Origin of the sequence: Mesorhizobium robiniae (assembly GCF_040545535.1) — a bacterium.
In the GTDB taxonomy this organism is placed as follows: Bacteria; Pseudomonadota; Alphaproteobacteria; order Rhizobiales; family Rhizobiaceae; genus Mesorhizobium; species Mesorhizobium robiniae.
Genome location: NZ_JBEPMC010000007.1, coordinates 50,463 through 72,024 on the forward strand (window position 1 = coordinate 50,463; position 21,562 = coordinate 72,024).

The 21,562-nt window shown below is 63.6% G+C and carries 19 protein-coding genes; 17 read left to right on the forward strand and 2 right to left on the reverse strand.

Annotated elements, in window-relative coordinates; all coding sequences use genetic code 11:
- Window positions 1-111: 111 nt before the first annotated feature.
- Together leuS and lptE are read left to right on the forward strand one after the other, a co-directional pair.
- Window positions 112-2,802, forward strand: a complete 2,691-nt coding sequence (leuS, locus tag ABID19_RS19780; RefSeq protein WP_354492625.1) for a leucine--tRNA ligase — start codon at window positions 112-114, stop codon at window positions 2,800-2,802.
- Window positions 2,789-3,376, forward strand: a complete 588-nt coding sequence (lptE, locus tag ABID19_RS19785) for an LPS assembly lipoprotein LptE (protein ID WP_354492627.1) — start codon at window positions 2,789-2,791, stop codon at window positions 3,374-3,376. The genes leuS and lptE overlap by 14 nt, the downstream gene beginning before the upstream one ends.
- Before the next feature lie 105 nt (window positions 3,377-3,481).
- Here the strand turns inward: lptE and fsa are convergent, their stop codons facing one another.
- Complete coding sequence (gene fsa / locus ABID19_RS19790) at window positions 3,482-4,135, reverse strand: fructose-6-phosphate aldolase (protein WP_354492628.1); 654 nt, start codon at window positions 4,133-4,135, stop codon at window positions 3,482-3,484.
- A gap of 90 nt (window positions 4,136-4,225) precedes the next feature.
- On the opposite strand from fsa, the gene ABID19_RS19795 reads away from it, so the two are divergent.
- From ABID19_RS19795 to ABID19_RS19825, 7 genes are all read left to right on the forward strand, one after another.
- A complete protein-coding gene (locus tag ABID19_RS19795; RefSeq protein ID WP_354492630.1) occupies window positions 4,226-6,409 on the forward strand; it encodes a primosomal protein N' in 2,184 nt (727 codons plus the stop codon).
- A 109-nt stretch (window positions 6,410-6,518) separates the two neighbouring features.
- Complete coding sequence (locus ABID19_RS19800; protein WP_354492632.1) at window positions 6,519-6,914, forward strand: AGROH133_08824 family phage infection protein; 396 nt, start codon at window positions 6,519-6,521, stop codon at window positions 6,912-6,914.
- 235 nt (window positions 6,915-7,149) lie between these two features.
- Window positions 7,150-7,710: a F0F1 ATP synthase subunit delta gene (locus tag ABID19_RS19805; RefSeq protein ID WP_354492634.1), complete on the forward strand. Its 561-nt coding sequence runs from the start codon at window positions 7,150-7,152 to the stop codon at window positions 7,708-7,710.
- Window positions 7,710-9,239, forward strand: coding sequence for a F0F1 ATP synthase subunit alpha (atpA, locus tag ABID19_RS19810; RefSeq protein WP_354492635.1), 1,530 nt, complete (start codon window positions 7,710-7,712; stop codon window positions 9,237-9,239). Before ABID19_RS19805 ends, atpA begins: the two co-directional genes overlap by 1 nt.
- Window positions 9,240-9,272: 33 nt before the next feature.
- Entirely contained in the window at window positions 9,273-10,157 is an 885-nt protein-coding gene (locus ABID19_RS19815; protein ID WP_354492636.1) for a F0F1 ATP synthase subunit gamma, read from the forward strand.
- Window positions 10,158-10,230: 73 nt separating this feature from the next.
- Window positions 10,231-11,814 carry a F0F1 ATP synthase subunit beta gene (gene atpD / locus ABID19_RS19820; RefSeq protein WP_354492637.1) on the forward strand — a complete coding sequence of 528 codons (1,584 nt, stop codon included), beginning with the start codon at window positions 10,231-10,233 and terminating at the stop codon, window positions 11,812-11,814.
- 112 nt (window positions 11,815-11,926) lie between these two features.
- Window positions 11,927-12,334 (forward strand): F0F1 ATP synthase subunit epsilon, encoded by a 408-nt coding sequence (locus tag ABID19_RS19825; protein ID WP_354492638.1) that lies wholly within the window; start codon window positions 11,927-11,929, stop codon window positions 12,332-12,334.
- A gap of 300 nt (window positions 12,335-12,634) precedes the next feature.
- Here ABID19_RS19825 and ABID19_RS19830 read toward each other — a convergent pair whose 3' ends face one another.
- The gene (locus ABID19_RS19830) at window positions 12,635-14,119 is read right to left on the reverse strand and encodes a mannitol dehydrogenase family protein (RefSeq protein WP_354492639.1); all 1,485 of its coding nucleotides are present in this window, start codon (window positions 14,117-14,119) and stop codon (window positions 12,635-12,637) included.
- A gap of 162 nt (window positions 14,120-14,281) precedes the next feature.
- On the opposite strand from ABID19_RS19830, the gene uxaC reads away from it, so the two are divergent.
- From uxaC to ABID19_RS19870, 8 genes are all read left to right on the forward strand, one after another.
- Complete coding sequence (gene uxaC / locus ABID19_RS19835; RefSeq protein WP_354493002.1) at window positions 14,282-15,691, forward strand: glucuronate isomerase; 1,410 nt, start codon at window positions 14,282-14,284, stop codon at window positions 15,689-15,691.
- A gap of 37 nt (window positions 15,692-15,728) precedes the next feature.
- On the forward strand, window positions 15,729-16,706 hold the full coding sequence (locus ABID19_RS19840) for a TRAP transporter substrate-binding protein (protein ID WP_352928378.1): 978 nt from the start codon (window positions 15,729-15,731) through the stop codon (window positions 16,704-16,706).
- Between the two features lie 100 nt (window positions 16,707-16,806).
- Window positions 16,807-17,337, forward strand: coding sequence for a TRAP transporter small permease (locus ABID19_RS19845; RefSeq protein ID WP_354493003.1), 531 nt, complete (start codon window positions 16,807-16,809; stop codon window positions 17,335-17,337).
- Between the two features lie 4 nt (window positions 17,338-17,341).
- A complete protein-coding gene (locus ABID19_RS19850; protein ID WP_354492640.1) occupies window positions 17,342-18,622 on the forward strand; it encodes a TRAP transporter large permease in 1,281 nt (426 codons plus the stop codon).
- A 9-nt stretch (window positions 18,623-18,631) separates the two neighbouring features.
- Window positions 18,632-19,408 (forward strand): FadR/GntR family transcriptional regulator, encoded by a 777-nt coding sequence (locus ABID19_RS19855; RefSeq protein ID WP_354492641.1) that lies wholly within the window; start codon window positions 18,632-18,634, stop codon window positions 19,406-19,408.
- Window positions 19,409-19,422: 14 nt separating this feature from the next.
- Entirely contained in the window at window positions 19,423-20,280 is an 858-nt protein-coding gene (gene kduI / locus ABID19_RS19860) for a 5-dehydro-4-deoxy-D-glucuronate isomerase (protein WP_354492642.1), read from the forward strand.
- A complete protein-coding gene (gene kduD, locus ABID19_RS19865) occupies window positions 20,277-21,041 on the forward strand; it encodes a 2-dehydro-3-deoxy-D-gluconate 5-dehydrogenase KduD (protein WP_354492643.1) in 765 nt (254 codons plus the stop codon). The genes kduI and kduD overlap by 4 nt, the downstream gene beginning before the upstream one ends.
- A 21-nt stretch (window positions 21,042-21,062) precedes the next feature.
- On the forward strand, window positions 21,063-21,401 hold the full coding sequence (locus ABID19_RS19870; RefSeq protein WP_354492645.1) for a cupin domain-containing protein: 339 nt from the start codon (window positions 21,063-21,065) through the stop codon (window positions 21,399-21,401).
- The last annotated feature ends 161 nt before the right edge of the window (window positions 21,402-21,562 follow it).

A 21,562-nucleotide genomic window follows, 5' to 3' on the forward strand; every position in this document is an offset into this window, starting at 1 on the left:
ATCGCCGCAGTTGACGGGTCCGGCAATCCATGGTGAACACCGCGACGACATTTCCTGAGCCGCCGGGCATTGTCCGGCCGTTTGCGCCTGCTTTTAAGTGAAAAACATCCAATGGCAACTGAACGATACAATCCGCGCGCATCAGAGCCCAAATGGCAGAAGGCCTGGGCTGAAAAGAAGCTGTTTGAAGCGCACAACGACGACCCGCGCCCGAAATACTACATGCTGGAGATGTTCCCCTATCCATCGGGGCGCATCCATATCGGCCATGTGCGCAACTATACGATAGGCGACGTGGTGGCGCGCTACAAGCGGGCCAAGGGTTTCAACGTGCTGCACCCGATCGGCTGGGATGCCTTCGGCCTGCCGGCCGAAAACGCGGCGCGCGACAACAATGTTAATCCACGCGATTGGACCTACGCCAATATCAAAACGATGAAGGGCCAGTTGAAGTCGATGGGTCTGTCTTGGGACTGGGCCCGCGAGTTCGCCACCTGCGATGCGAGCTACTACAAGCACCAGCAGAAGATGTTCCTGGATTTTTGGAAGGCCGGGCTGGCCGAGCGCAAATCGGCGAAGGTCAATTGGGATCCGGTCGATATGACGGTGCTCGCCAATGAACAGGTCATCGATGGGCGCGGCTGGCGATCCGGCGCACTGGTCGAGCAGCGCGACCTGACGCAATGGTTCTTCAAGATTACCTCGATGGCGCAGGAATTGCTGGACGGCCTGTCGACGCTGGAGCGCTGGCCGGACAAGGTCAAGCTGATGCAGGCCAACTGGATTGGCCGCTCGGAAGGCCTGCTGATACGCTGGCCGCTGGCTGCCGCTACGGCGCCCGCCGGCGAGCGCGAGCTTGAGGTCTACACGACCCGGCCCGACACTATTTTCGGCGCCTCGTTCATGGCAATTGCGGCAGATCATCCGCTGGCGAAAAGGGCTGCGGAAGACAACTCCGAGTTGGCCGCCTTCATCAAGGATATCAAGCGCGGCGGTACGGCGACTGCTGAGATCGAGACCGCCGAGAAAAAGGGATTTGATACTGGCATCCGGGTCGTTCATCCGTTTGACGAGAGCTGGACGCTGCCGGTTTATGTCGCGAATTTCGTGCTGATGGACTATGGCACCGGTGCCATCTTCGGCTGTCCATCTGGCGATCAGCGCGATCTCGACTTCGCCAATAAATACGGGCTGCCGGTCATTCCGGTAGTGATGCCGGAAGGCGCCGACGCCACGACCTTCCAGATCACTGAGGAGGCCTATACCGACGACGGCGTGATGATCAATTCGCGCTTCCTTGATGGTATGACGCCAAAGGCCGCATTCGATGAGGTAGCGACCAGGCTGTCAGGCATCGCTATCGGCAGTCGGCCGCAGGCCGAGCGCAAGGTGCAGTTCCGGCTGCGCGATTGGCTGGTGTCGCGCCAACGTTGTTGGGGCGCGCCAATACCGGTGATTTATTGCGACGATTGCGGCGCCGTGCCCGTGCGCGCCGAGAATTTGCCGGTCGAGTTGCCGGATCACCTTTCCTTCGACAAGCCAGGTAATCCGCTAGACAATCATCCGACGTGGAAGCATGTCGACTGTCCGCAATGTGGCAAGCCGGCGCGACGCGACACCGATACGATGGACACGTTTGTCGATTCATCGTGGTATTTCGCGCGCTTCACAGACCCGTGGAACGAGTCTGCGCCGACGACGATGGCCGCGGTCGATGGCAAGAACGGCTGGCTGCCGGTCAACCAATACATCGGCGGTGTCGAGCATGCGATCCTGCACCTGCTCTATTCGCGCTTCTTCACCCGCGCCATGAAGGCGACTGGCCATCTCAATGTGGTCGAAGAGCCGTTCGATGGCCTGTTTACCCAAGGCATGGTTGTGCACGAGACCTACCGTATCGGCAGCGGCGCCAACGGCCAGTATGTCACTCCGGCGGAGGTCAGGGTTGACATGGTCGAAGGGGAGCGAAAGGCGGCTTTGATCAGCGACGGCACGCCGGTAGAGATCGGCGCGATCGAGAAAATGTCGAAGTCGAAGAAGAATGTCGTCGATCCCGACGATATCTTGGCAAACTACGGCGCTGATACCGCACGCTGGTTCGTGCTGTCCGACTCGCCGCCCGACCGCGACGTGATCTGGACGGAAGCTGGCGTCGAGGGCGCACACCGCTTCGTACAGCGCGTCTGGCGTCAGGTGTCGGAGGCAGCGCCCGCGCTGGCAGGGGTATCACCTGCACAAGGCGTTTCCGGTCCTGCGCTTGAACTGTCGCGTATGGCGCATCGTGCCGCCAAGCAGGTGGCGGAGGATATTGAGAGGATCGCTTTCAACAAAGGCATCGCGCGGCTCTATGAATTGGTCAATGCTATCCAGGCGCTTGCGCCCGCCGGCGCCTTCACGGCCAGCAAAAGTGAGCTCAGCGGGGACAATGTCTTGGGTGGCAGAAGTCTGAACCCGGAAAATGCTCCAGCGTTGCGTCAGGCACTGGAAATGCTCGTCATCATGATCGCACCCATGATGCCGCATCTGGCTGACGAATGCTGGTCGACCTTGGGCGGGACAGGATTTGTCGCCGAACGGCCGTGGCCGGTCTATGATCCGGCGCTGGTCGTCGACAGCGAGATCGTGCTGCCGGTCCAGGTCAACGGCAAGAAGCGCGGCGATTTGACAATTGCCCGCGACGCGGACCAAGGTGCGGTCGAAAAAGCGGTTCTGGCTCTCGACTTCGTGCAGAAAGCGCTCGAAGGTAAGGCGCCGCGCAAAGTGATCATCGTCCCGCAGAGGATCGTCAATGTCGTTGCCTGACTTAGGGAAGACAGAAGTGACGCATTTGCTGCGCCGTATCGCCCTTTGCGGCCTGGTCGCTTCGGTTGCGCTGGTTTCGGCCTGCACGGTGCGCCCGCTCTATTCGAGCGCGCCGCTGTCGGCCGGCTCGCAAGTTGGCGCTGCCGCCGAACTCGCGTCCATCTCGATCAAGCCGGTCAACACCCGCTACGCCCAGCAGGTCCGCAACAACCTGATCTTCGCGTTGGGCCAAGGTGCGGGGGAGCCGGCTTCACCTGCCTATTCGCTCGATCTCGGCGTTTCCGAAATTGTCGAGTCCGCCGCGACTGTGCAGATCACGACCGATGAGGACGAGCCGACGGCGGGCACGGTGACGCTGACCGCGAATTATGTGCTGACCGACGCCAAAACCGGCACGAGGATTGCGATCGGCAGGCGCTCGATAGCGTCGTCCTACGACAAGCCCCGTCAGGAGTTTGCCACCTATCGGGCGCAAATCGATGCCGAGAACCGCGCGGCGCGCGAACTGGCGGAGCTGCTGCGCCTGTCGATCGCCCAGGATCTGGTCAAGCACGGCAAGACGGTGGCGGGTTAACTTTCCGGCCTCGATCAAGACGTTCCGGTTCTCGCCCACAGCCATTTGCTGGCGCACAAAAAAGGCCGATTGCTCGGCCTTTCTCATGAACGCGGCGTCTTCGCTTCAGCCGATCTTCTGGCCGGTCTTGGCCCAATCAGCGAGGAACTGCTCCAGGCCCTTGTCGGTCAGCGGGTGCTTGACCAGCGCCTTCAGCGTTGCCGGCGGCGCGGTGATGACGTCGGCGCCGATCAGTGCGGCCTGCTTGACATGGTTCACGGTGCGCACCGAAGCGGTCAGGATCTCGGTCTGGAAATCATAATTGTCGTAGATGGTGCGGATGTCCGAGATCAGTTCCATGCCGTCCCAGCCGGTGTCGTCGATGCGGCCGACGAAGGGCGAGATGAAGGAGGCGCCGGCCTTGGCAGCGAGCAGCGCCTGGGTCGCCGAGAAGCAGAGCGTGACATTGACCATGCGGCCGTCCGACCGGATATCCTTACAGGCTCTCAGGCCGTCGAGCGTCAGCGGCACCTTGATGCAGACATTGTCGGCGATCCTGGCCAGGATCTTGGCCTCCGCCATCATGTCCTTGTATTCGGTGGCGACGACTTCGGCCGAGACCGGGCCTTTGACGATCTCGCAGATCTCCCTGGTGACGTCGGCGATCTTGCCGCCGGATTTGAGGATTAGCGAAGGATTGGTGGTAACGCCGTCGAGCAGCCCCAGATCGTTCAGGTCACGGATTTCCTTGACATCGGCAGTGTCGACAAAAAATTTCATGGCGGGTCTCCTGAAGATTTTCATGTGCATGCCATGCACATTTGGGGTCGGCCTTTGCTCTAGACCAAAGTCGGGGCAAGGTCACGCCTGATGATGGAAGATTCGCCCTATGTCGCGGCTGCACCGGTCCTGGTGCCGATGCCCGCCGAGCGCCCCTACACCTATGCCGTGCCCGCCGGCATGTGCGTGGTGCCGGGTTCGATCGTGCGCGTGCCGCTCGGCCCGCGTCAGGTTGCCGGCATCGTCTGGGACGGCGCCGTCGAAAAGGTGGATGCCAAAAAACTGCGCCCGATCGAGCAGGTCTTCGACTGCCCGCCGATCGACCAGGCCATGCGCCGCTTCGTCGACTGGATCGCGCAATACACGCTGTCGCCGCCCGGCATGGTGGCGCGCATGCTGCTGCGGGCGCCGGAGGCCTTCGACCCCGAACCGTGGATCGAAGGGCTGCAACGCACCTTCGCCAACCCCGACCGGATGACAGGTGCGCGGATGCGCGTGCTGGAAACAGCCGAAGGCGGGCTCGCCTGGACGCGGTCCGGGCTGGCGCATGCGGCCGGCGTGTCGTCGACCGTCATCGACGGGTTGAAAGCGCAAGGCGTGTTCGAGACGGTCATGATCCCGCCGCGACCGGTGGTCGCAGCACCCGACCCCAGCTACGCCCAGCCTTCGCTGATGCCGGACCAGAGCGATGCGGCCGCCATGCTGCGCACCAATGTCGCGGCCGGCGCATTCGGCGTCACGCTGCTCGACGGCGTGACCGGGTCCGGCAAGACGGAGGTCTATTTCGAGGCGGTGGCGGCGGCGCTCGACCGTGGTAGCCAAGTGCTGATCCTGCTGCCGGAGATCGCGCTGACCCACGCCTTCCTCGATCGCTTCCAGGAGCGATTCGGCGCCAAGCCGGCGGAATGGCATTCGGACCTGCCGCCAAGGATGCGCGAGCGTGTCTGGCGGCAAGTGGCGGAAGGCGGCGTGCGCGTGGTTGCCGGCGCGCGTTCGGCTCTGTTCCTGCCGTTCCGGGAACTCGGGCTGATCGTCGTCGACGAGGAGCACGACCCCGCCTACAAGCAGGAAGACCGCGTCTTCTACAACGCCCGCGACATGGCGGTGGTGCGCGGCCATATCGGCGGCTTTCCGGTCGTGCTCGCCTCGGCGACGCCATCGGTCGAGAGCCGGGTCAATGCGAGCCAGGGCCGCTACAGCAGGGCAGTGCTTTCGGCGCGCTTTGCCGAGGCGGCGCTTCCCGACCTGAAGACGATCGACATGCGCCGCGCCCCGCCGGCGCGCGGCAGCTTCCTGTCGCCGGTGCTGCTTGGCCATATGCGGCAGACGCTGGAGAAAAAGGAACAATCGCTGCTGTTCCTCAACCGGCGCGGCTATGCGCCGCTGACGCTGTGCCGGGTCTGCGGTCATCGCTTCGGCTGCCCGGTCTGCTCGGCCTGGCTGGTCGAACATCGCTTTCGCGGCCAGCTCGTCTGCCACCATTGCGGACATAATGAGCGGCGCCCCGAGGCCTGCCCGGAATGCGGCACGCTCGACCATCTGGTCGCCTGCGGGCCGGGCGTCGAGCGCATCGCCGAGGAGGTCGTCGCCCATTTTCCCGACGCCCGCACCATCGTCTTGTCGTCCGACCTGATGGGCGGCGTGCGGCGGCTGAGGCTGGAGCTCGAAGCCATCGCCAATGGCGACGCGGACATCGTCATCGGCACGCAGCTCGTCGCCAAAGGCCACAACTTTCCCAATATGACTTTGGTCGGCGTGGTCGACGCCGATCTCGGTCTCGCCAATGGCGATCCGCGCGCCGCCGAACGCACCTTCCAGTTGCTCAGCCAGGTGACCGGCCGCGCCGGAAGAACCGGCAAGAAGAGCCTCGGCCTGCTGCAGACCTTCCAGCCCGACCACCCGGTGATGCGGGCCATCGTCTCGGGCGACGCCGAGGCTTTTTACGAGCGCGAGATCGCCGAGCGCGAGCGGGCAGCATTGCCGCCTTTCGGCCGGCTCGCCGGCGTCATCGTCAGTGCAGCGACGCGGGCGGAAGCCGAGGGCCATGCAAGGGGCCTGCGCCGCGCCGCGCCAGAAGCCGCCGACCTGTTCGTGCTGGGGCCGGCCGAGGCGCCGCTGTCATTGCTCGGCGGCCGTCATCGCTTTCGCCTGCTGATCCAGGGCGAGCGGCGCGCCGACATGCAAGGCTTCATTCGCGCCATGCTGGCCGACGGGCCGAAGATACGGGGCTCGGTCAGGGTGCAGGTCGATATCGATCCGCAGAGCTTTTTGTGATGGCCGTCGGTTGATGCACTTTACGCAAATTGCCGACGCCCGTCTGGCGCATGTTTCTTCCTTCGCTAGAATGCCCGAATTCGAAACGGCAATTTACGAGGGGGACAAGATGGAATTTGCGTTTCCATGGCCGATGAGCCAGGGCGAGTGGCTGGCATGGTCGAGCGCCGTCGTGACCTTGCTGTTCGGGCTGCTGCTGTTCCTGGCGCCGGAGCTGGCCTTCCGCATCCTGCGGCTGCAGGTCAAGCCCGAAAGGGTGGCGGCGATCGCCGAAGGGCGCGGCAGGATGTCGGGCTTTTATCTCGGCGTCAGCCTGTGTTGCATTCTGCTGGCGCAGCCGCTGCTCTACATGGCGCTTGGCTTTTCCTGGCTGTTCACCGCCTTCGGCCGGCTGCTGTCGATGATGTCGGACGGCGCCAACACGCCTTTCAACTGGGTTTCCATTGCCTTGGAACTGGTGCTGGCGGCGCTGCCGCTTGCCTTCGCCTTCGGCTTTGTGTCTTGAATCCAAAGGCTTCGACTGAACTCCGCCGCCGGATGCGACAATAGTGCCCGAAAACCATGCAGGACGACGCATTGCGGTCTTAAAATGCCTGTGCTAGACGGCAATCGACTTTCGGCCGGGGATAGCGGAAGCCGCGCCTCCGTGCTTGGAAAAATGCAGTAAGGTCAAAGATTTAGCCAGAGTTTTCGCTCGCGCCAACAATCTGCGGCCCCTCAGATAAGAGAAAAGACGGTCCGTGGCCCAATCGTCATCGCCAATCTCAGGTGTCGCAGAGCGCTATGCAGGTTCGCTGTTCGAACTCGCGCTCCAGGCGAATTTGGTCGCCAAGGTCGAGGCCGACCTCAACAGTTTCGCGGCGATGCTCGAAGGCAGTGCCGACCTTACCCGCCTGATCAATAGCCCGGTGTTCTCCAGCGAGGACCAGGCTAAGGCCATTGCTGCGATCGCCGACAAGGCAGGGATCACCGGCCTCACCGGCAATTTCCTGCGCGTCGTCGCCCAGAACCGCCGGCTGTTCGCGGTGCCAGGCATGATCAAGGCGTTCCGCCAGATCGCCGCCGAGCATCGTGGCGAGACATCAGCTGAAGTCGTCTCGGCGCATGCGCTGACGGCGGCTCAGCAAACCGAGCTGAAGGCGGCGCTGAAAAGCGTTGCCGGCAAGGATGTCGCGATCACCGTGACCGTCGATCCGTCGCTGCTCGGCGGGCTGGTGGTCAAGATCGGCTCGCGCCAAATCGATACGTCGCTCAAAACCAAACTCAATTCGCTCAAGCTTGCACTGAAAGAGGTCGGCTGATGGACATCCGCGCCGCGGAAATTTCCGCAATTCTGAAAGACCAGATCAAGAATTTCGGCAAGGAGGCCGAGGTCTCCGAAGTCGGCCAGGTTCTGTCCGTCGGTGACGGCATCGCCCGCGTCTATGGCCTCGACAATGTCCAGGCCGGCGAGATGGTCGAGTTCCCCGGCGGCATCCGCGGCATGGCGCTCAACCTCGAAGCCGACAATGTCGGCGTCGTCATCTTCGGCGCCGACCGCGACATCAAGGAAGGCGACATCGTCAAGCGCACCGGCGCCATCGTCGATACGCCTGTCGGCATGGGCCTGCTCGGCCGCGTCGTCGACGCGCTCGGCAATCCGATCGACGGCAAGGGCCCGATCCAGGCGACCGAACGCAAGCGCGTCGACGTCAAGGCGCCCGGCATCATTCCGCGCAAATCGGTGAACGAGCCGATGTCGACCGGCCTCAAGGCTATCGACGCGCTGATCCCGGTCGGCCGCGGCCAGCGCGAGCTGGTGATCGGCGATCGCCAGACCGGCAAGACCGCGATCATCCTCGACACGATGCTCAACCAGAAATCGGTGCACGACCACGGGCCGGAGAAGGAAAAGCTCTACTGCGTCTACGTCGCCGTCGGCCAGAAGCGCTCGACCGTCGCGCAGTTCGTGAAAGTTCTCGAAGAGCGCGGCGCGCTCGACTATTCGATCATCGTCGCCGCCACCGCTTCCGATCCGGCGCCGATGCAGTTCCTGGCCCCGTTCACCGCCTGCACGATGGGCGAATATTTCCGCGACAACGGCATGCATGCGCTGATCAGCTACGACGATCTGTCGAAGCAGGCCGTCGCCTATCGCCAGATGTCGCTGCTGCTGCGCCGCCCGCCGGGCCGCGAAGCCTATCCGGGCGACGTCTTCTACCTGCACTCGCGCCTTCTGGAGCGGGCCGCCAAGCTCAATGACGACAATGGCGGCGGTTCGCTGACGGCGTTGCCGATCATCGAGACCCAGGCCAACGACGTGTCGGCCTACATCCCGACCAACGTCATCTCGATCACCGACGGCCAGATCTTCCTGGAAACCAATCTGTTCTTCCAGGGCGTCCGCCCGGCGGTCAATGTCGGCCTGTCGGTGTCGCGCGTCGGCTCCTCGGCGCAGATCAAAGCGATGAAGCAGGTCGCCGGCTCGATCAAGGGCGAGCTCGCGCAGTACCGCGAAATGGCGGCCTTCGCTCAGTTCGGCTCCGACCTCGACGCCGCCACGCAGCGCCTGCTCAACCGCGGATCGCGCCTGACCGAACTCCTGAAGCAGCCGCAATTCTCGCCGCTCAAGGTCGAGGAACAGGTCGCGGTGATCTTCGCCGGCGTCAACGGCTATCTCGACAAGCTGGCGATCGACCAGGTCAGCAAGTTCGAGCATGGCTTGCTCAGCCATATGCGCTCGGCCGGCAAGGACGTGCTCGACGGCATCCGCAAGGAGAAGGCGCTGTCGGACGATCTGCGCGCCAAGCTGAAGGCGGAGATCGACACCTTCGCCAAGACCTTCGCTTGAACGAAGCCGGACGGACGGGATCAGGTTTGAAGCATGCCTTCACTAAAAGACCTTCGTAACCGTATCGCCTCGGTCAAGGCGACGCAGAAGATCACCAAGGCGATGCAGATGGTCGCCGCGGCGAAGCTGCGTCGCGCGCAGGAGGCGGCGGAAGCGGCGCGCCCCTATTCGGAGCGCATGGGCGCGGTGCTGGCCAACATCACCCAGGCGATCGGTGGCGGCGGCGAGGCCCCGGCGCTGATGACCGGCACCGGCAAGGACGACGTGCATCTGCTCGTCGTCTGCACCGCCGAGCGCGGTCTGTGCGGCGGCTTCAATTCGCAGATCGCACGCTTTGCCCGCGACCACATCCGCAAGCTTCTGGCCAACGGCAAGAAGGTCAAGATCATCTGCGTCGGCAAAAAAGGGTTCGACATCCTGCGCCGGGACTACGCAGAGCTGATCATCGAGCGCGTCGACCTGCGCGAGGTGAAGACGCTGGGCTTCGTCAATGCCGATGCCATCGCCAAGAAAGTCATCCAGCTCTTCAACGAGGGCGGCTTCGACATCTGCACGCTGTTTTATTCGCAGTTCAAGTCGGTGATCAGCCAGGTTCCTACGACGCAGCAGATCATCCCGGCAGGCGTGCCTTCCGCTGCTACCGAGACGACCAACGGCGGCAATGCCGTCTATGAATACGAGCCGGAGCCGGGCGAAATCCTCTCCGACCTCATCCCGCGCAACATCTCCGTGCAGGTCTTCCGTGCGCTGCTCGAAAACGCGGCCGGCGAGATGGGCGCCAAGATGAGCGCCATGGACAATGCGACGCGCAACGCCGGCGACATGATCAACAAATTGTCGATCACCTATAACCGCCAGCGGCAGGCGCAGATCACCAAGGAATTGATCGAAATCATTTCGGGCGCCGAGGCGCTCTAGGCGTGCTCCCATGAAGGTCAGCGACCTTCAGGCGGATCGCGTGAGAAACAAAGAGACGAAAAGGGTAAAGACGATGGCGAAAGCAGCGACCCCCCAGAAGGCGGCCCCGAAGACCGCCGCGAAGGCAGCAGCCCCGGCAAAAGCTCCGGCAGCGGCAGCGAAGGCCGCTCCGGCCAAGAAGGCGGCAACACCCGCCAAGGCCGTTGCGGCGAAGGCACCGACCGTTGCCATCAAGAAGACTGGCTTGGCGGGCAAGGTTCGCCAGGTCATCGGCGCCGTTGTCGACGTGCAGTTCGGCGAACATCTGCCGGCGATCCTGAACGCGCTGGAAACGTCCAATGTCGGCAATCGCCTCGTGCTCGAGGTGGCCCAGCATCTCGGCGAGAACACCGTGCGCTGCATCGCCATGGACTCGACCGAAGGCCTGGTTCGCGGCCAGGACGTCTATGACACAGGCGCGCCGATCACCGTGCCGGTCGGCCCGGGCATGCTCGGCCGCATCATCAACGTCATCGGCGAGCCGGTCGACGAGGCAGGCCCGGTCGACGGCATCGAGATGCGCTCCATTCACCAGCCGGCTCCGACCTATGTCGAGCAGTCGACGGAAGCGCAGATCCTGGTCACCGGCATCAAGGTTCTCGACCTGCTTGCGCCCTATGCCCGCGGCGGCAAGATCGGCCTGTTCGGCGGTGCCGGCGTCGGCAAGACGGTGCTGATCCAGGAACTGATCAACAACGTCGCCAAGGCGCATGGCGGCTTCTCGGTGTTTGCCGGCGTTGGCGAGCGCACCCGCGAAGGCAACGATCTCTATCATGAGTTCATCGAGTCCGGCGTCAACAAGAAGGGCGGCGGCGAAGGCTCCAAGGCGGCGCTCGTCTATGGCCAGATGAATGAGCCGCCAGGCGCGCGCGCCCGCGTCGGCCTGACCGGCCTGACGGTCGCCGAATATTTCCGCGACCAGGGCCAGGACGTGCTGTTCTTCGTCGACAACATCTTCCGCTTCACGCAGGCCGGTTCCGAAGTGTCGGCGCTGCTCGGCCGCATTCCTTCGGCCGTGGGCTACCAGCCGACGTTGGCCACCGACATGGGCGCGCTGCAGGAGCGCATCACGACGACGACCAAGGGCTCGATCACCTCGGTGCAGGCGATCTACGTGCCGGCCGACGATCTGACCGACCCGGCGCCGGCGACCTCGTTCGCCCACCTCGACGCGACGACCGTGCTCAACCGCGCGATTTCGGAAAAGGGCATCTATCCGGCCGTCGATCCGCTCGATTCGACCTCGCGCATGCTCGACCCGATGGTCGTCGGCGAAGAGCACTACCAGGTCGCGCGTCAGGTGCAGTCGATTCTTCAGCGCTACAAGTCGCTGCAGGACATCATCGCCATCCTGGGCATGGACGAGCTGTCGGAAGAGGACAAGCAGACGGTGGCCCGCGCCCGCAAGATCGAGCGCTTCCTGTCGCAGCCCTTCTTCGTCGCCGAAGTGTTCACCGGAGCGCCGGGCAAGCTGGTCGATCTCGCCGACACCATCAAGGGCTTCAAGGGTCTCTGCAACGGCGACTATGACCACCTGCCGGAAGCCGCCTTCTACATGGTCGGCGGCATCGAGGAAGCGGTCGAGAAGGCACAGCGCCTGGCGGCTGAAGCGGCTTAATTTAGGGAATAGGGAGTAGTCAGTAGTGGGTAGGGAATAGCAGCTGCGTGATGTGGGCCGGTTAGGGCCACTTGCTACTGCCTGGTTCCTATTCCCTACTCACTAAATTGACATGGCTGAAGCTTTCCAATTCGAACTGGTCTCGCCGGAGCGCCTGCTGGTTTCCGAGCAGGTCGAATCCGTCGTCATCCCGGGCGCCGAAGGCGAGATGACCGTGATGGCCCATCACGCGCCGGTCATGACCACGATCAAGCCGGGCGTCGTCACGGTTAAGACCGCCGCAGGCAAGGAAGAGCGCTACGTCGTGTTCGGCGGTTTTGCCGATATCGTTCCTGCCGGCTGCACGCTGTTGGCAGAATCGGCGGTCGCCGTGGGTGATATCGACCGCGCCGACCTTGCCCGCCGCATCCAGGAAGCCAGGGAAGACGCCGCCGACGCGAAGGACGATCAGACCCGTACCAAGGCCGAGCAGTTCCTTAGCCAGCTCACCACGCTCGAAGGCGCGATATTGCCGGCATAAAGGCAGGGCTAATCCCTCGTCATTCAGGGCGAAGCGGAGCGAACACCCTGGAATTCATGCTACGACATTAGAGTGCGACGGCCGTTTGTCGCGATCCTTCGCGCCCCCCTCTGTCCTGCCGGACATCCCCCCACAAGGGGGGAGATTGGCAGCTTCGGCGCACTAGCCGTCCCTGAAACGTTAGAAATTGGCGAAAGCCGCAGTGGCAGCCAATCTCCCCACCTGTGGGGGAGATGTCCGGCAGGGCAGAGGGGGGCGCTGTCCCGCCGACATCAAAGTTTCTGGATCGCCCGCTACGCTCTAATCATTCGCAGCCTGTATGCCCAGCGCCGTGAGAGCAGCGGCCACTCCGCCCCGCCGCAGGCGCTCGAGATGGGCGGCCGCGAGGTCGACCAGCGTCAGGCGCTCGGCACCGCCCTTGGCGAAGCCGGCCAGGTCGAACACCGCCATTGCGGCGTCCTTAGCCGACTGGCGCCGGGTGTCGAGCGCGGCCAGCGCCGCATCGAGCGGATCGGTAAAATGGTTTTCCGGCAAGGCATTGCCGCGCGCCTCGCAGGCGGCGATCCAGGCGGCCACCACCAGCATGAGATGCGCGGGCAGGGCGCCGCCGCTCAGCCGTTCCATGGCGGAGGCGACGATGCGCTGCGGCAGTTTCTGGCTGCCGTCATTGGCGATCTGCGCCGTCCGGTGGGCAAGCGCGGTATTCGAAAAGCGCTCGGCGAGCTGGGCCGTGTAGTCGGCCGTATCGAGCCCGACATCTTGCGGCAGCGTCGGAATAGCCTCGGCCCACAATCCGTCGACGAATTGCCGGATCGCCGGATCGGCGAAGGCGCGATCGACCGTCTCATGACCGCTGAGCAGGCCGAGATAGGCGATGGCCGAGTGCGAGCCGTTGAGCAGGCGCAGCTTCATGTCCTCGAACGGTCCGACGTCGCCGACCATGGTGACGCCGAACTTTTCCCAGGCCGGCCTGCCGGCCGGGAAATCGTCTTCGACCACCCATTGGCAGAACGGTTCGGTCATGACAGGCCAGGCGTCCTCAACGCCGAGCTGGCCTGATATCCGCGCCCGATCGGCACCGGTGGTCGCCGGCACGATGCGATCGACCATGCTCGACGGAAACGCCACCTCGTCGGCGATATGGCGGGCGAGATCGGTGTTGCGCAAAGCGGCGAATTCGACCAGCAGCCGGTGCAATGTGGCGCCATTGGCGGGGAGATTGTCGCAGCAGAGCACAGTAAATGGCTGGATGCCGGCGGCGCGGCGGCGCGAAAGCGATTCGACGAGGAAACCGTGCGCCGTTCGCGGCAGGTCCGGGTTGGCCAAATCGTGGACGATATCGGGATGGGCTGTGTCCAGTCCGCCACCCGCCGCCCTGAGATAGGCCTTTTCGGTGATCGTCAGCGTGACGATGCGTGTGCGCGGTTCCGTCAGCGCGGCCAGCACCGCGCCCGGATCTTGCGGGGCCACCAGCATCGACAGGATAGAGCCGACGACGCGCAGGCCTTCGCTGCCGCTGCTCCTGACCGCCAGGGAGTAGAGCCCGTCCTGCGGCCCCAGCGCGTCGCTTGTATCGGCGCTGCGCAGCGAGACGCCGACAATGCCCCAATCCGTCTCTCCTGCCATCAGGCAGTCGTCGATATAGGCTGCCTGATGGGCGCGGTGGAACGCGCCGACGCCGAGATGGACGATGCCCGGCACGATCTGGTCGCGATCGTATCCAGGGATTGCGACCGAAGCCGGCAATGCCTGCAGCGTGTTGTTCGAAAGGCGTCTGTTGGTCATGGTGCGGTGGTCGTCCGGAGGCATGGTTGGCAGCGGCGTAACATTCGTTTCCCTCCCGCACAATGGGTCACCGCCATCAAGTCATCATATAACAATCTGATTTTTGTATGTTGACATTATTTCTTTCCAATCCTACCGATTGCCGCATTGGGAGGATTGATGGTGGCCGTACTGACCGATCCGGATTTGCTGTTTCCATCGGAGACGCGTCCGCGTTCGCTTGCCCGCGATCTTTACGCCGGAGTGAAGGACCTGCCGATCGTCAGCCCGCATGGTCACACCGATCCGCGCTGGTATGCGCTCAACGAGGCGTTTGCCGATCCGGCGCAATTGCTTGTTGTGCCGGACCATTACATTTTCCGAATGCTGTTCAGCCAGGGCATCCGTCTTGAGGATCTCGGCGTGCCAACGCTCGACGGCTCACCGGTGGAGGCCGACGGCAGGACAATCTGGCGGCGCTTCGCCGAGCACTATTATCTGTTCCGCGGCACGCCGACGCGGCTGTGGCTCGACCATGTGCTTGCGCATCTGTTCGGCATCGAAGAGCCGCTGACGGCCGCAACCGCCGACCGTCATTACGACACGATCTCGACCTTGCTGCAGCGGGAGAATTTTCGCCCGCGAGCGCTGTTCGAGCGCTTCAACATCGAGGTCATCGCGACGACAGAAGGCGCACTCGACGATCTCAGATGGCACCAGATGATCCGCGACAGCGGCTGGGAGGGACGCGTCGTCACCGCCTATCGGCCAGACGCGGTCGTCGATCCCGATTTTGAAGGGTTTTCCGCCAATCTCGACCAGCTCGGAGCAATCACCGGCTGCGACACCGGCAGCTGGGCCGGCTATCTCGACGCGCATCGCCAGCGGCGAGCCTTCTTCAAGAGTTTCGGCGCGACCGCGTCGGATCACGGCCATCCGACGGCGGAAACCGCCAATCTTTCGGATGCCGCTGCCGCCGAGCTGTTCAGCCGTATCCGCCGAGGCTCGGACGACGAGCGCGAGCGAAAACTGTTTCGCGCCCAGATGCTGACCGAAATGGCCAAGATGAGTCGCGACGACGGGCTCGTCCTGCAGATCCATCCCGGCTCCTGGCGCAACCATTCGCCTGCCGTCTTCCAGAGGTTCGGCAGGGACAAGGGCTTCGATATCCCGACCAGAACCGACTATGTAACGGCGCTGAAGCCGCTGCTCGACTGCGTCGGGCTGGAGCGCGACCTCACCGTCATCGTCTTCACGCTCGACGAGACCAGCTATGCGCGCGAGCTGGCGCCGCTCGCCGGCGTCTACCCGGCGCTGAAGCTCGGACCGGCCTGGTGGTTCCACGACAGCCCGGAGGGCATGCGCCGGTTCCGCGAGATGACGACCGAGACCGCCGGCTTCTACAACACGGTCGGCTTCAACGACGACACCCGCGCCTTTCCATCCATCCCGGCTCGCCACGATGTGGCGCGTCGGGTCGATTGCGCCTTTCTCGCGCGTCTCGTCGCCGAGCACCGGCTCCGCGAGGACGAGGCGCACGAGCTGGCGCAGGATCTGGCCTATACGCTGGCAAAAAAGGCGTACCGGCTCTAACGGCGCTTGCCGCCATCGTTCAAACGGGAGGAAACCAATGCTGCATTTTTCCAGACTGGCGGGAGCTACGCTGCTTGCCGCCGCACTGATGGCCGGAACGGCAAGCGCTCAGACGGTTCTGCGCTCGTCCGACACGCACCCGGACGGCTATCCGACGGTCGAGGCAGTCAAATATTTCGGCGAACTTGTAAAGGAGCGGACGGCCGGCCGCTATACGGTCGAGCTCTATCATTCCGCGCAGCTCGGCGAGGAAAAGGACACGATCGAGCAGGTGCGCTCCGGCGTGATCGACCTCAACCGCGTCTCGATGGCGCCATTCAACGGGCTCATCCCCGAAACCACCGTGCCTTCGCTGCCCTATATCTTCCGCACGGAAGACCATATGCACAAGGTCATGGACGGTGCGGTCGGCGACCAGATCGCGGCGGCGTTCGAACAGGTCGGGCTGGTGCTGCTCGCCTTTTATGATGGTGGCGCGCGCTCCTTCTACAATTCGAAGAAGCCGATCAACTCTGTAGCCGATCTGGCCGGAATGAAGTTTCGCGTCATCCAATCCGACATCTTCGTCGACATGGTGGCGGCTCTCGGCGCCAACGCGACGCCGATGCCGTATGGCGAGGTGTATTCGGCGATCGAGACCGGGGTCATCGACGGCGCGGAGAACAATTTTCCGAGCTACGACACCGCCAAGCATGCGGAAGTCGCCAAGTTCTATTCGCTCGACGAGCACACGATGGTGCCGGAAGCCTTCGTCATGGCGAAGTCGAGCTGGGACAAGCTGACGCCGGAAGATCAGGCGATCTTCAAGACGGCCGCCAAGGAAAGCGTCGCCAAGCAGCGTGAGCTGTGGGCCGCCAAGGTCAAAGAATCGCGCGCCAAGGTCGAGGCAGCCGGTTCGCAGATCACGACGCCGGACAAGCAGCCCTTCATCGACGCGATGGGTCCGGTCTACGAGAAGCACGTCAAGGACGACAAGCTGAAGGCGATGGTCGAGGCCATCAAGGCCGTGCAGTGATCTAGCGGCGGCGCGGGCATTCCGCGCCGCCTTCCTCTTGCGGAGAAAACCGGTGGCCTCCAGCCCAGAACAAAGACCGCTCCTGTCCGGCGTCGCGCGCATGATGTCGCGCGTCAGCACGGCGGCGCTGTGGATTGCCGGCGTCGGGCTGGTACTGATGACCGCCTTCGTCGCCTGGCAGGTGTTCGGCCGCTATGTCCTGAACCGCTCGCCGAGCTGGACCGAGCAGGGTTCGGTGATGCTGATGAGCTGGTTCATTTTCCTCGGTGCCGCCGTCGGAGTGCGCGAGAACTATCACCTCGGCTTCGACGTCCTGCTCTACGTGCTGCCGAAAGGCGGCAAGCGTTGGCTGAGGATGATCTCGGACCTCGTCGCGCTCGCCTTCGGCATCGGCATGATCTGGTATGGCAGCCAGCTGGTCGCCTTGACCTGGGGCACCACCTTGCCGTCGCTCGGCATATCGGGAGGCTGGGACTACGTCCCGCTTGTGGCGGGAGGCGCGCTCATCGTGCTCTTCACGCTGGAGCGCATCGTGCTTCGCCTGTCCGGCGCGCCGATCGACGATGCGCTCGATGAACTGCCGCCGGCAGAAGTCGCAGCCGAACTCGATACAGCTGATGTGAAGGTCTGACGCCATGGAACTCTGGATACTCTTCGGCGTCTTCACCGTTCTGATGCTCATCGGTACGCCGATCGCTTTCTGCCTCGGCGTCGCAAGCTTTGCCACCGTCCTCTATATAGGCCTGCCGCCGCTCATCGTGTTCCAGCGCCTGAACTCCGGCATGAGCGTCTTTTCGCTGCTGGCCATCCCGTTTTTCATCTACGCCGGCGACTTGATGGTGCGCGGCGGCATCGCCAGCAAGATCGTTGCCTTCGCCGGCTCGCTGGTCGGCCACATGCGTGGTGGTCTCGGGCAGGTCAACATCGCAACGGCTACACTGTTCGGCGGCATTTCGGGCTCCGCGGTGGCGGAGGCTGCGGCGGTCGGCGGCTTGATGATCCCGCAGATGAAGGCGCGTGGATATGGCGCGGATTACGCCGTCAACGTCACCTCGATGGCGGCGCTAATCGCGCTGCTGCTGCCGCCGTCGCACAACATGATCATCTACTCGATCTCGGCAGGCGGAAAGATCTCAATCGCCGACCTGTTCACGGCCGGCATCATCCCAGGCCTGCTGTTGGCCCTGGCCCTGATGGTCACCGCCTATTTCGTGGCGCGCTCGCGCGGCTATCCGACCGAGCCGTTTCCGGGTTTCGCCGCCGTCGCGCATCTCTTCGCCGTCGCGGTGCCCGGCCTGCTGCTGATCGCGATCATCTTCGGCGGCGTGCGATCGGGCGTCTTCACGGCCACCGAGAGTTCCTGCATCGCCGTCATCTATGCGTTGCTGGTTACTGTCCTGGTTTACCGCCAGATGACTTGGGAAGGTTTCGTTCATGCCACCCATGGCGCCGTGCGCACCACCGCCATGGTGCTGCTCATCATCGGCATGGCGGCGGCGTTCTCGTGGCTGATGGCCTTTCTGAAAGTGCCGGCGGCACTCATAGCCTCGATGAACGCGATCTCGGAGGATCCGCTGGTCGTGCTTCTCCTGCTCAACATCTTGATGCTGTTTCTCGGTACCTTCATGGATATGGGGCCGACGATCATCATCTGCACGCCGATCTTCTTGCCCGTGGCACAGGCTTACGGCGTCGATCCGGTGCATTTCGGCGTCATCATGATCCTCAATTTCGGCATCGGACTGAACACGCCGCCGGTCGGCGCCGTGCAGTTCGTGGCGTGCGCAGTGGGCAAGATATCCGTCTGGGAAGCCATGCGCTCGATCTGGCCATTCTATGGGGCAGGCCTCGTGGTGCTGGGGCTCGTCACTTACATTCCGGCGATCTCGCTCTGGCTGCCAAGCGTGTTCAAATAGGGGTTGGCAATGGCATCTGACATGGCGACCAGCCTGAAGGTCGAACGCAAGCCCAAGCTTTCAGAAACCGTGGTCGCGGCGCTTCGAAAGCAGTTGCATGCGGGCGAGATCCAGCCTGGACAGAAGCTGCCGACCGAGGGTCAGCTGACCGAAACCTTCGGCGTCAGCCGAACCGTCGTCCGTGAAGCGCTGGCCAAGCTTGCGGCCGACGGTCTGGTCGAGCCGCGCCAGGGTGCCGGCGTCTTCGTCACCGAGCATATCTCGACGATGTTCGGCGCGCTGGCCGCGGATATGGGAGCCAAGGACTCGATCGCGCTCAACGTGCTCGAGGTGCGCCTGGCGATCGAGATCGAATCCGCCGGGCTCGCCGCTATCCGTCGCAATGCAGCGCAGGAAGCGGCGATCCAGGAGGCGTTCTTCGAGTTCGAGCGATTGCTCTTGAACAGCGAGCCGACAGGCCCAGCCGACCTTGCCTTCCACCGCGCGATCGCCAGCGCCACCAACAACCCGTTCTATGTCGAGATGCTCGACGTGCTCGGCCGGCGGGCCATTCCGTGCGACGTGACTTCACCCTGGTCCACCGAGCTCGCCCAATCCGACGCCTACCAGCGGGGGCTGCAAGGCGAGCATCTGGTGATCCTGAATGCCATTACGTCAGGCGACGCGGAGTCCGCGCGCGAAGCCATGCGCTCGCATCTCACCGCAAGCCAGCAGCGCTATCGTGAGCGCCTGCACGCACGTCAGAGTTTTTATGCCGAGTCGGTCAAGGCCGCGGCAACCGAATGACCAATGAGGCAGAAATGAATCACACCGACAATCACACGGACCTCACCTCGCGCTTCGCCATAGACCCTGTTACCGCCGCGGCGATGGGGACGGACGAGCTTCGTCATAATTTCCTGATCGAAGGTCTGTTCCAGCTCGGCCGCATCGGCCTGACCTACACGCATTACGACCGCATGATCGTCGGCGGCGCCATGCCCGCGGGCACCCCGCTGCCGCTGCAGGCGATCAAACCGACCGGGACCAAGAACTTTCTCGATCGCCGCGAAATGATCGCCGTCAACATCGGTGGCGCCGGCACCGTGAAGGCCGACGGCCAGTCCTATGAGCTGCAGCCGCGCGACATGCTGTATCTCGGCATGGGCGCCAATGAGGTGTCGTTCGCTTCAGTCAATCCGGCCGAGCCGGCCAAGTTCTATCTGCTCAGCGCGCCAGCGCATCAGAGCCATCCCAGCCAGTTGATCCGTATCGGCGATGCCAAGCGGCTCGATCTCGGCAGCCAGGCGACCTGCAATGAGCGTTCGATCTTCCAGTTCATCCATGCCGACGGCGTCAAAACCTGCCAGCTCGTCGTCGGCATGACCCAGCTCGCGTCAGGTTCGGTCTGGAACACCATGCCGTGCCATGTGCATGACCGGCGCATGGAAGCCTACCTCTATTTCGACTTGGCCGATGCGGCGCGCGTGTTTCATTTCATGGGCGAGCCGGACGAAACGCGCCATCTCGTCATACGCAATGAAGAAGCGGTGCTCTCGCCGGGATGGTCGATCCATTCGGGTGCCGGCACCTCCAACTATGCCTTCATCTGGGCGATGGCCGGCGACAATGTCGACTATACCGATGTCGATCCGGTAACGATGGACGAGCTGCGGTGAGCGGCCTTTCCGCCTTCAGCCTGGCGGGCAAGCGCATCCTGGTGACCGGCGCCAACACCGGCATCGGCCAGGGCATCGCCCTATCGATCGCCCGCGCCGGCGGTGCAGTGGTCGGCGTCGGCCGTTCGGCGATGGACGAGACAGCGGGAAAGCTCGCGGCGGCGGGCGGGACGTTCGCTGCGGTGGCCGCCGACCTCGGCGATCCCTTGGCCGCCGCCAGCATGCTCGACCGCGTTTGGGACGAGCATGGGCCGCTCGACGGGCTGGTCAACAATGCCGGCATCATCCGGCGCGCCGATGCGGTCGAATTGGCCGAGGCCGATTGGGACGACGTCATGGACATCAATTTGAAGACGGTCTTTTTTCTCAGCCAGAGCTTCGCCAGACGCGTGCTTGCCGGAGGACGCAAGGGCAAGATCGTCAACATCGCATCGGTGCTCAGCTTCCAGGGCGGCATTCGCGTCGCCTCCTACACAGCCTCGAAACACGGCGTACTCGGCATCACGCGGCTGCTCGCCTGCGAATGGGCACCGAATGGTATCAACGTCAACGGCATTGCGCCCGGCTATATCGAGACCAACAACACCGAGGCGCTGCGTGCCGATCCGGACCGCAGCGCTGCCATTCTGGCGCGCATTCCGGCCGGGCGCTGGGGCGAGCCGGAAGACATCGGCGACGCGGCCGTCTTCCTGCTGGCGCCGGCGTCCAACTACATGCATGGCGCGGTGGTGCCGGTGGACGGCGGCTGGCTGGCGCGATGAGAGAGCGATGAGGATTTGGCAATGACTGCAACGAAGGTTTTTGCGCATGCCGGCGAGGGCGCATGGACGCCGACCCCGGATGGCAATCGCAGGCGCGTGCTTCTGCACACGGACGAATTGATGATGGTCGAGTTCGGTTTCGACAAGGGTGGTGTCGGGGCGCTGCATTCGCACCCGCATGTCCAGGCGAGCTACGTCGCCGAAGGCCGTTTCGAGGTCACCATCGACGGCAGGACCGAGCTCCTGGAAGCGGGGAGCAGCTTCATTGTCCCATCCAACCTCGTCCATGGCGTCAAGGCGCTCGAGGCCGGGCGCCTGGTTGACAGCTTTACGCCGCGCCGCGCCGATTTTCTCGCCTGACGGCATTCTTGCAAACGAAATCCCGCGCCTCCGGAGAGGCGCGGGGCTGTTGCCTAGGCGCCTTGCGGCGCCGCGGTACTCGAAACATCGCCGCAGTGCCCGAAGCTGCCGAATCTTGGTGAAGATAGGATTAACCGGCCGGAGCGCTGCGTTCCTTGTAC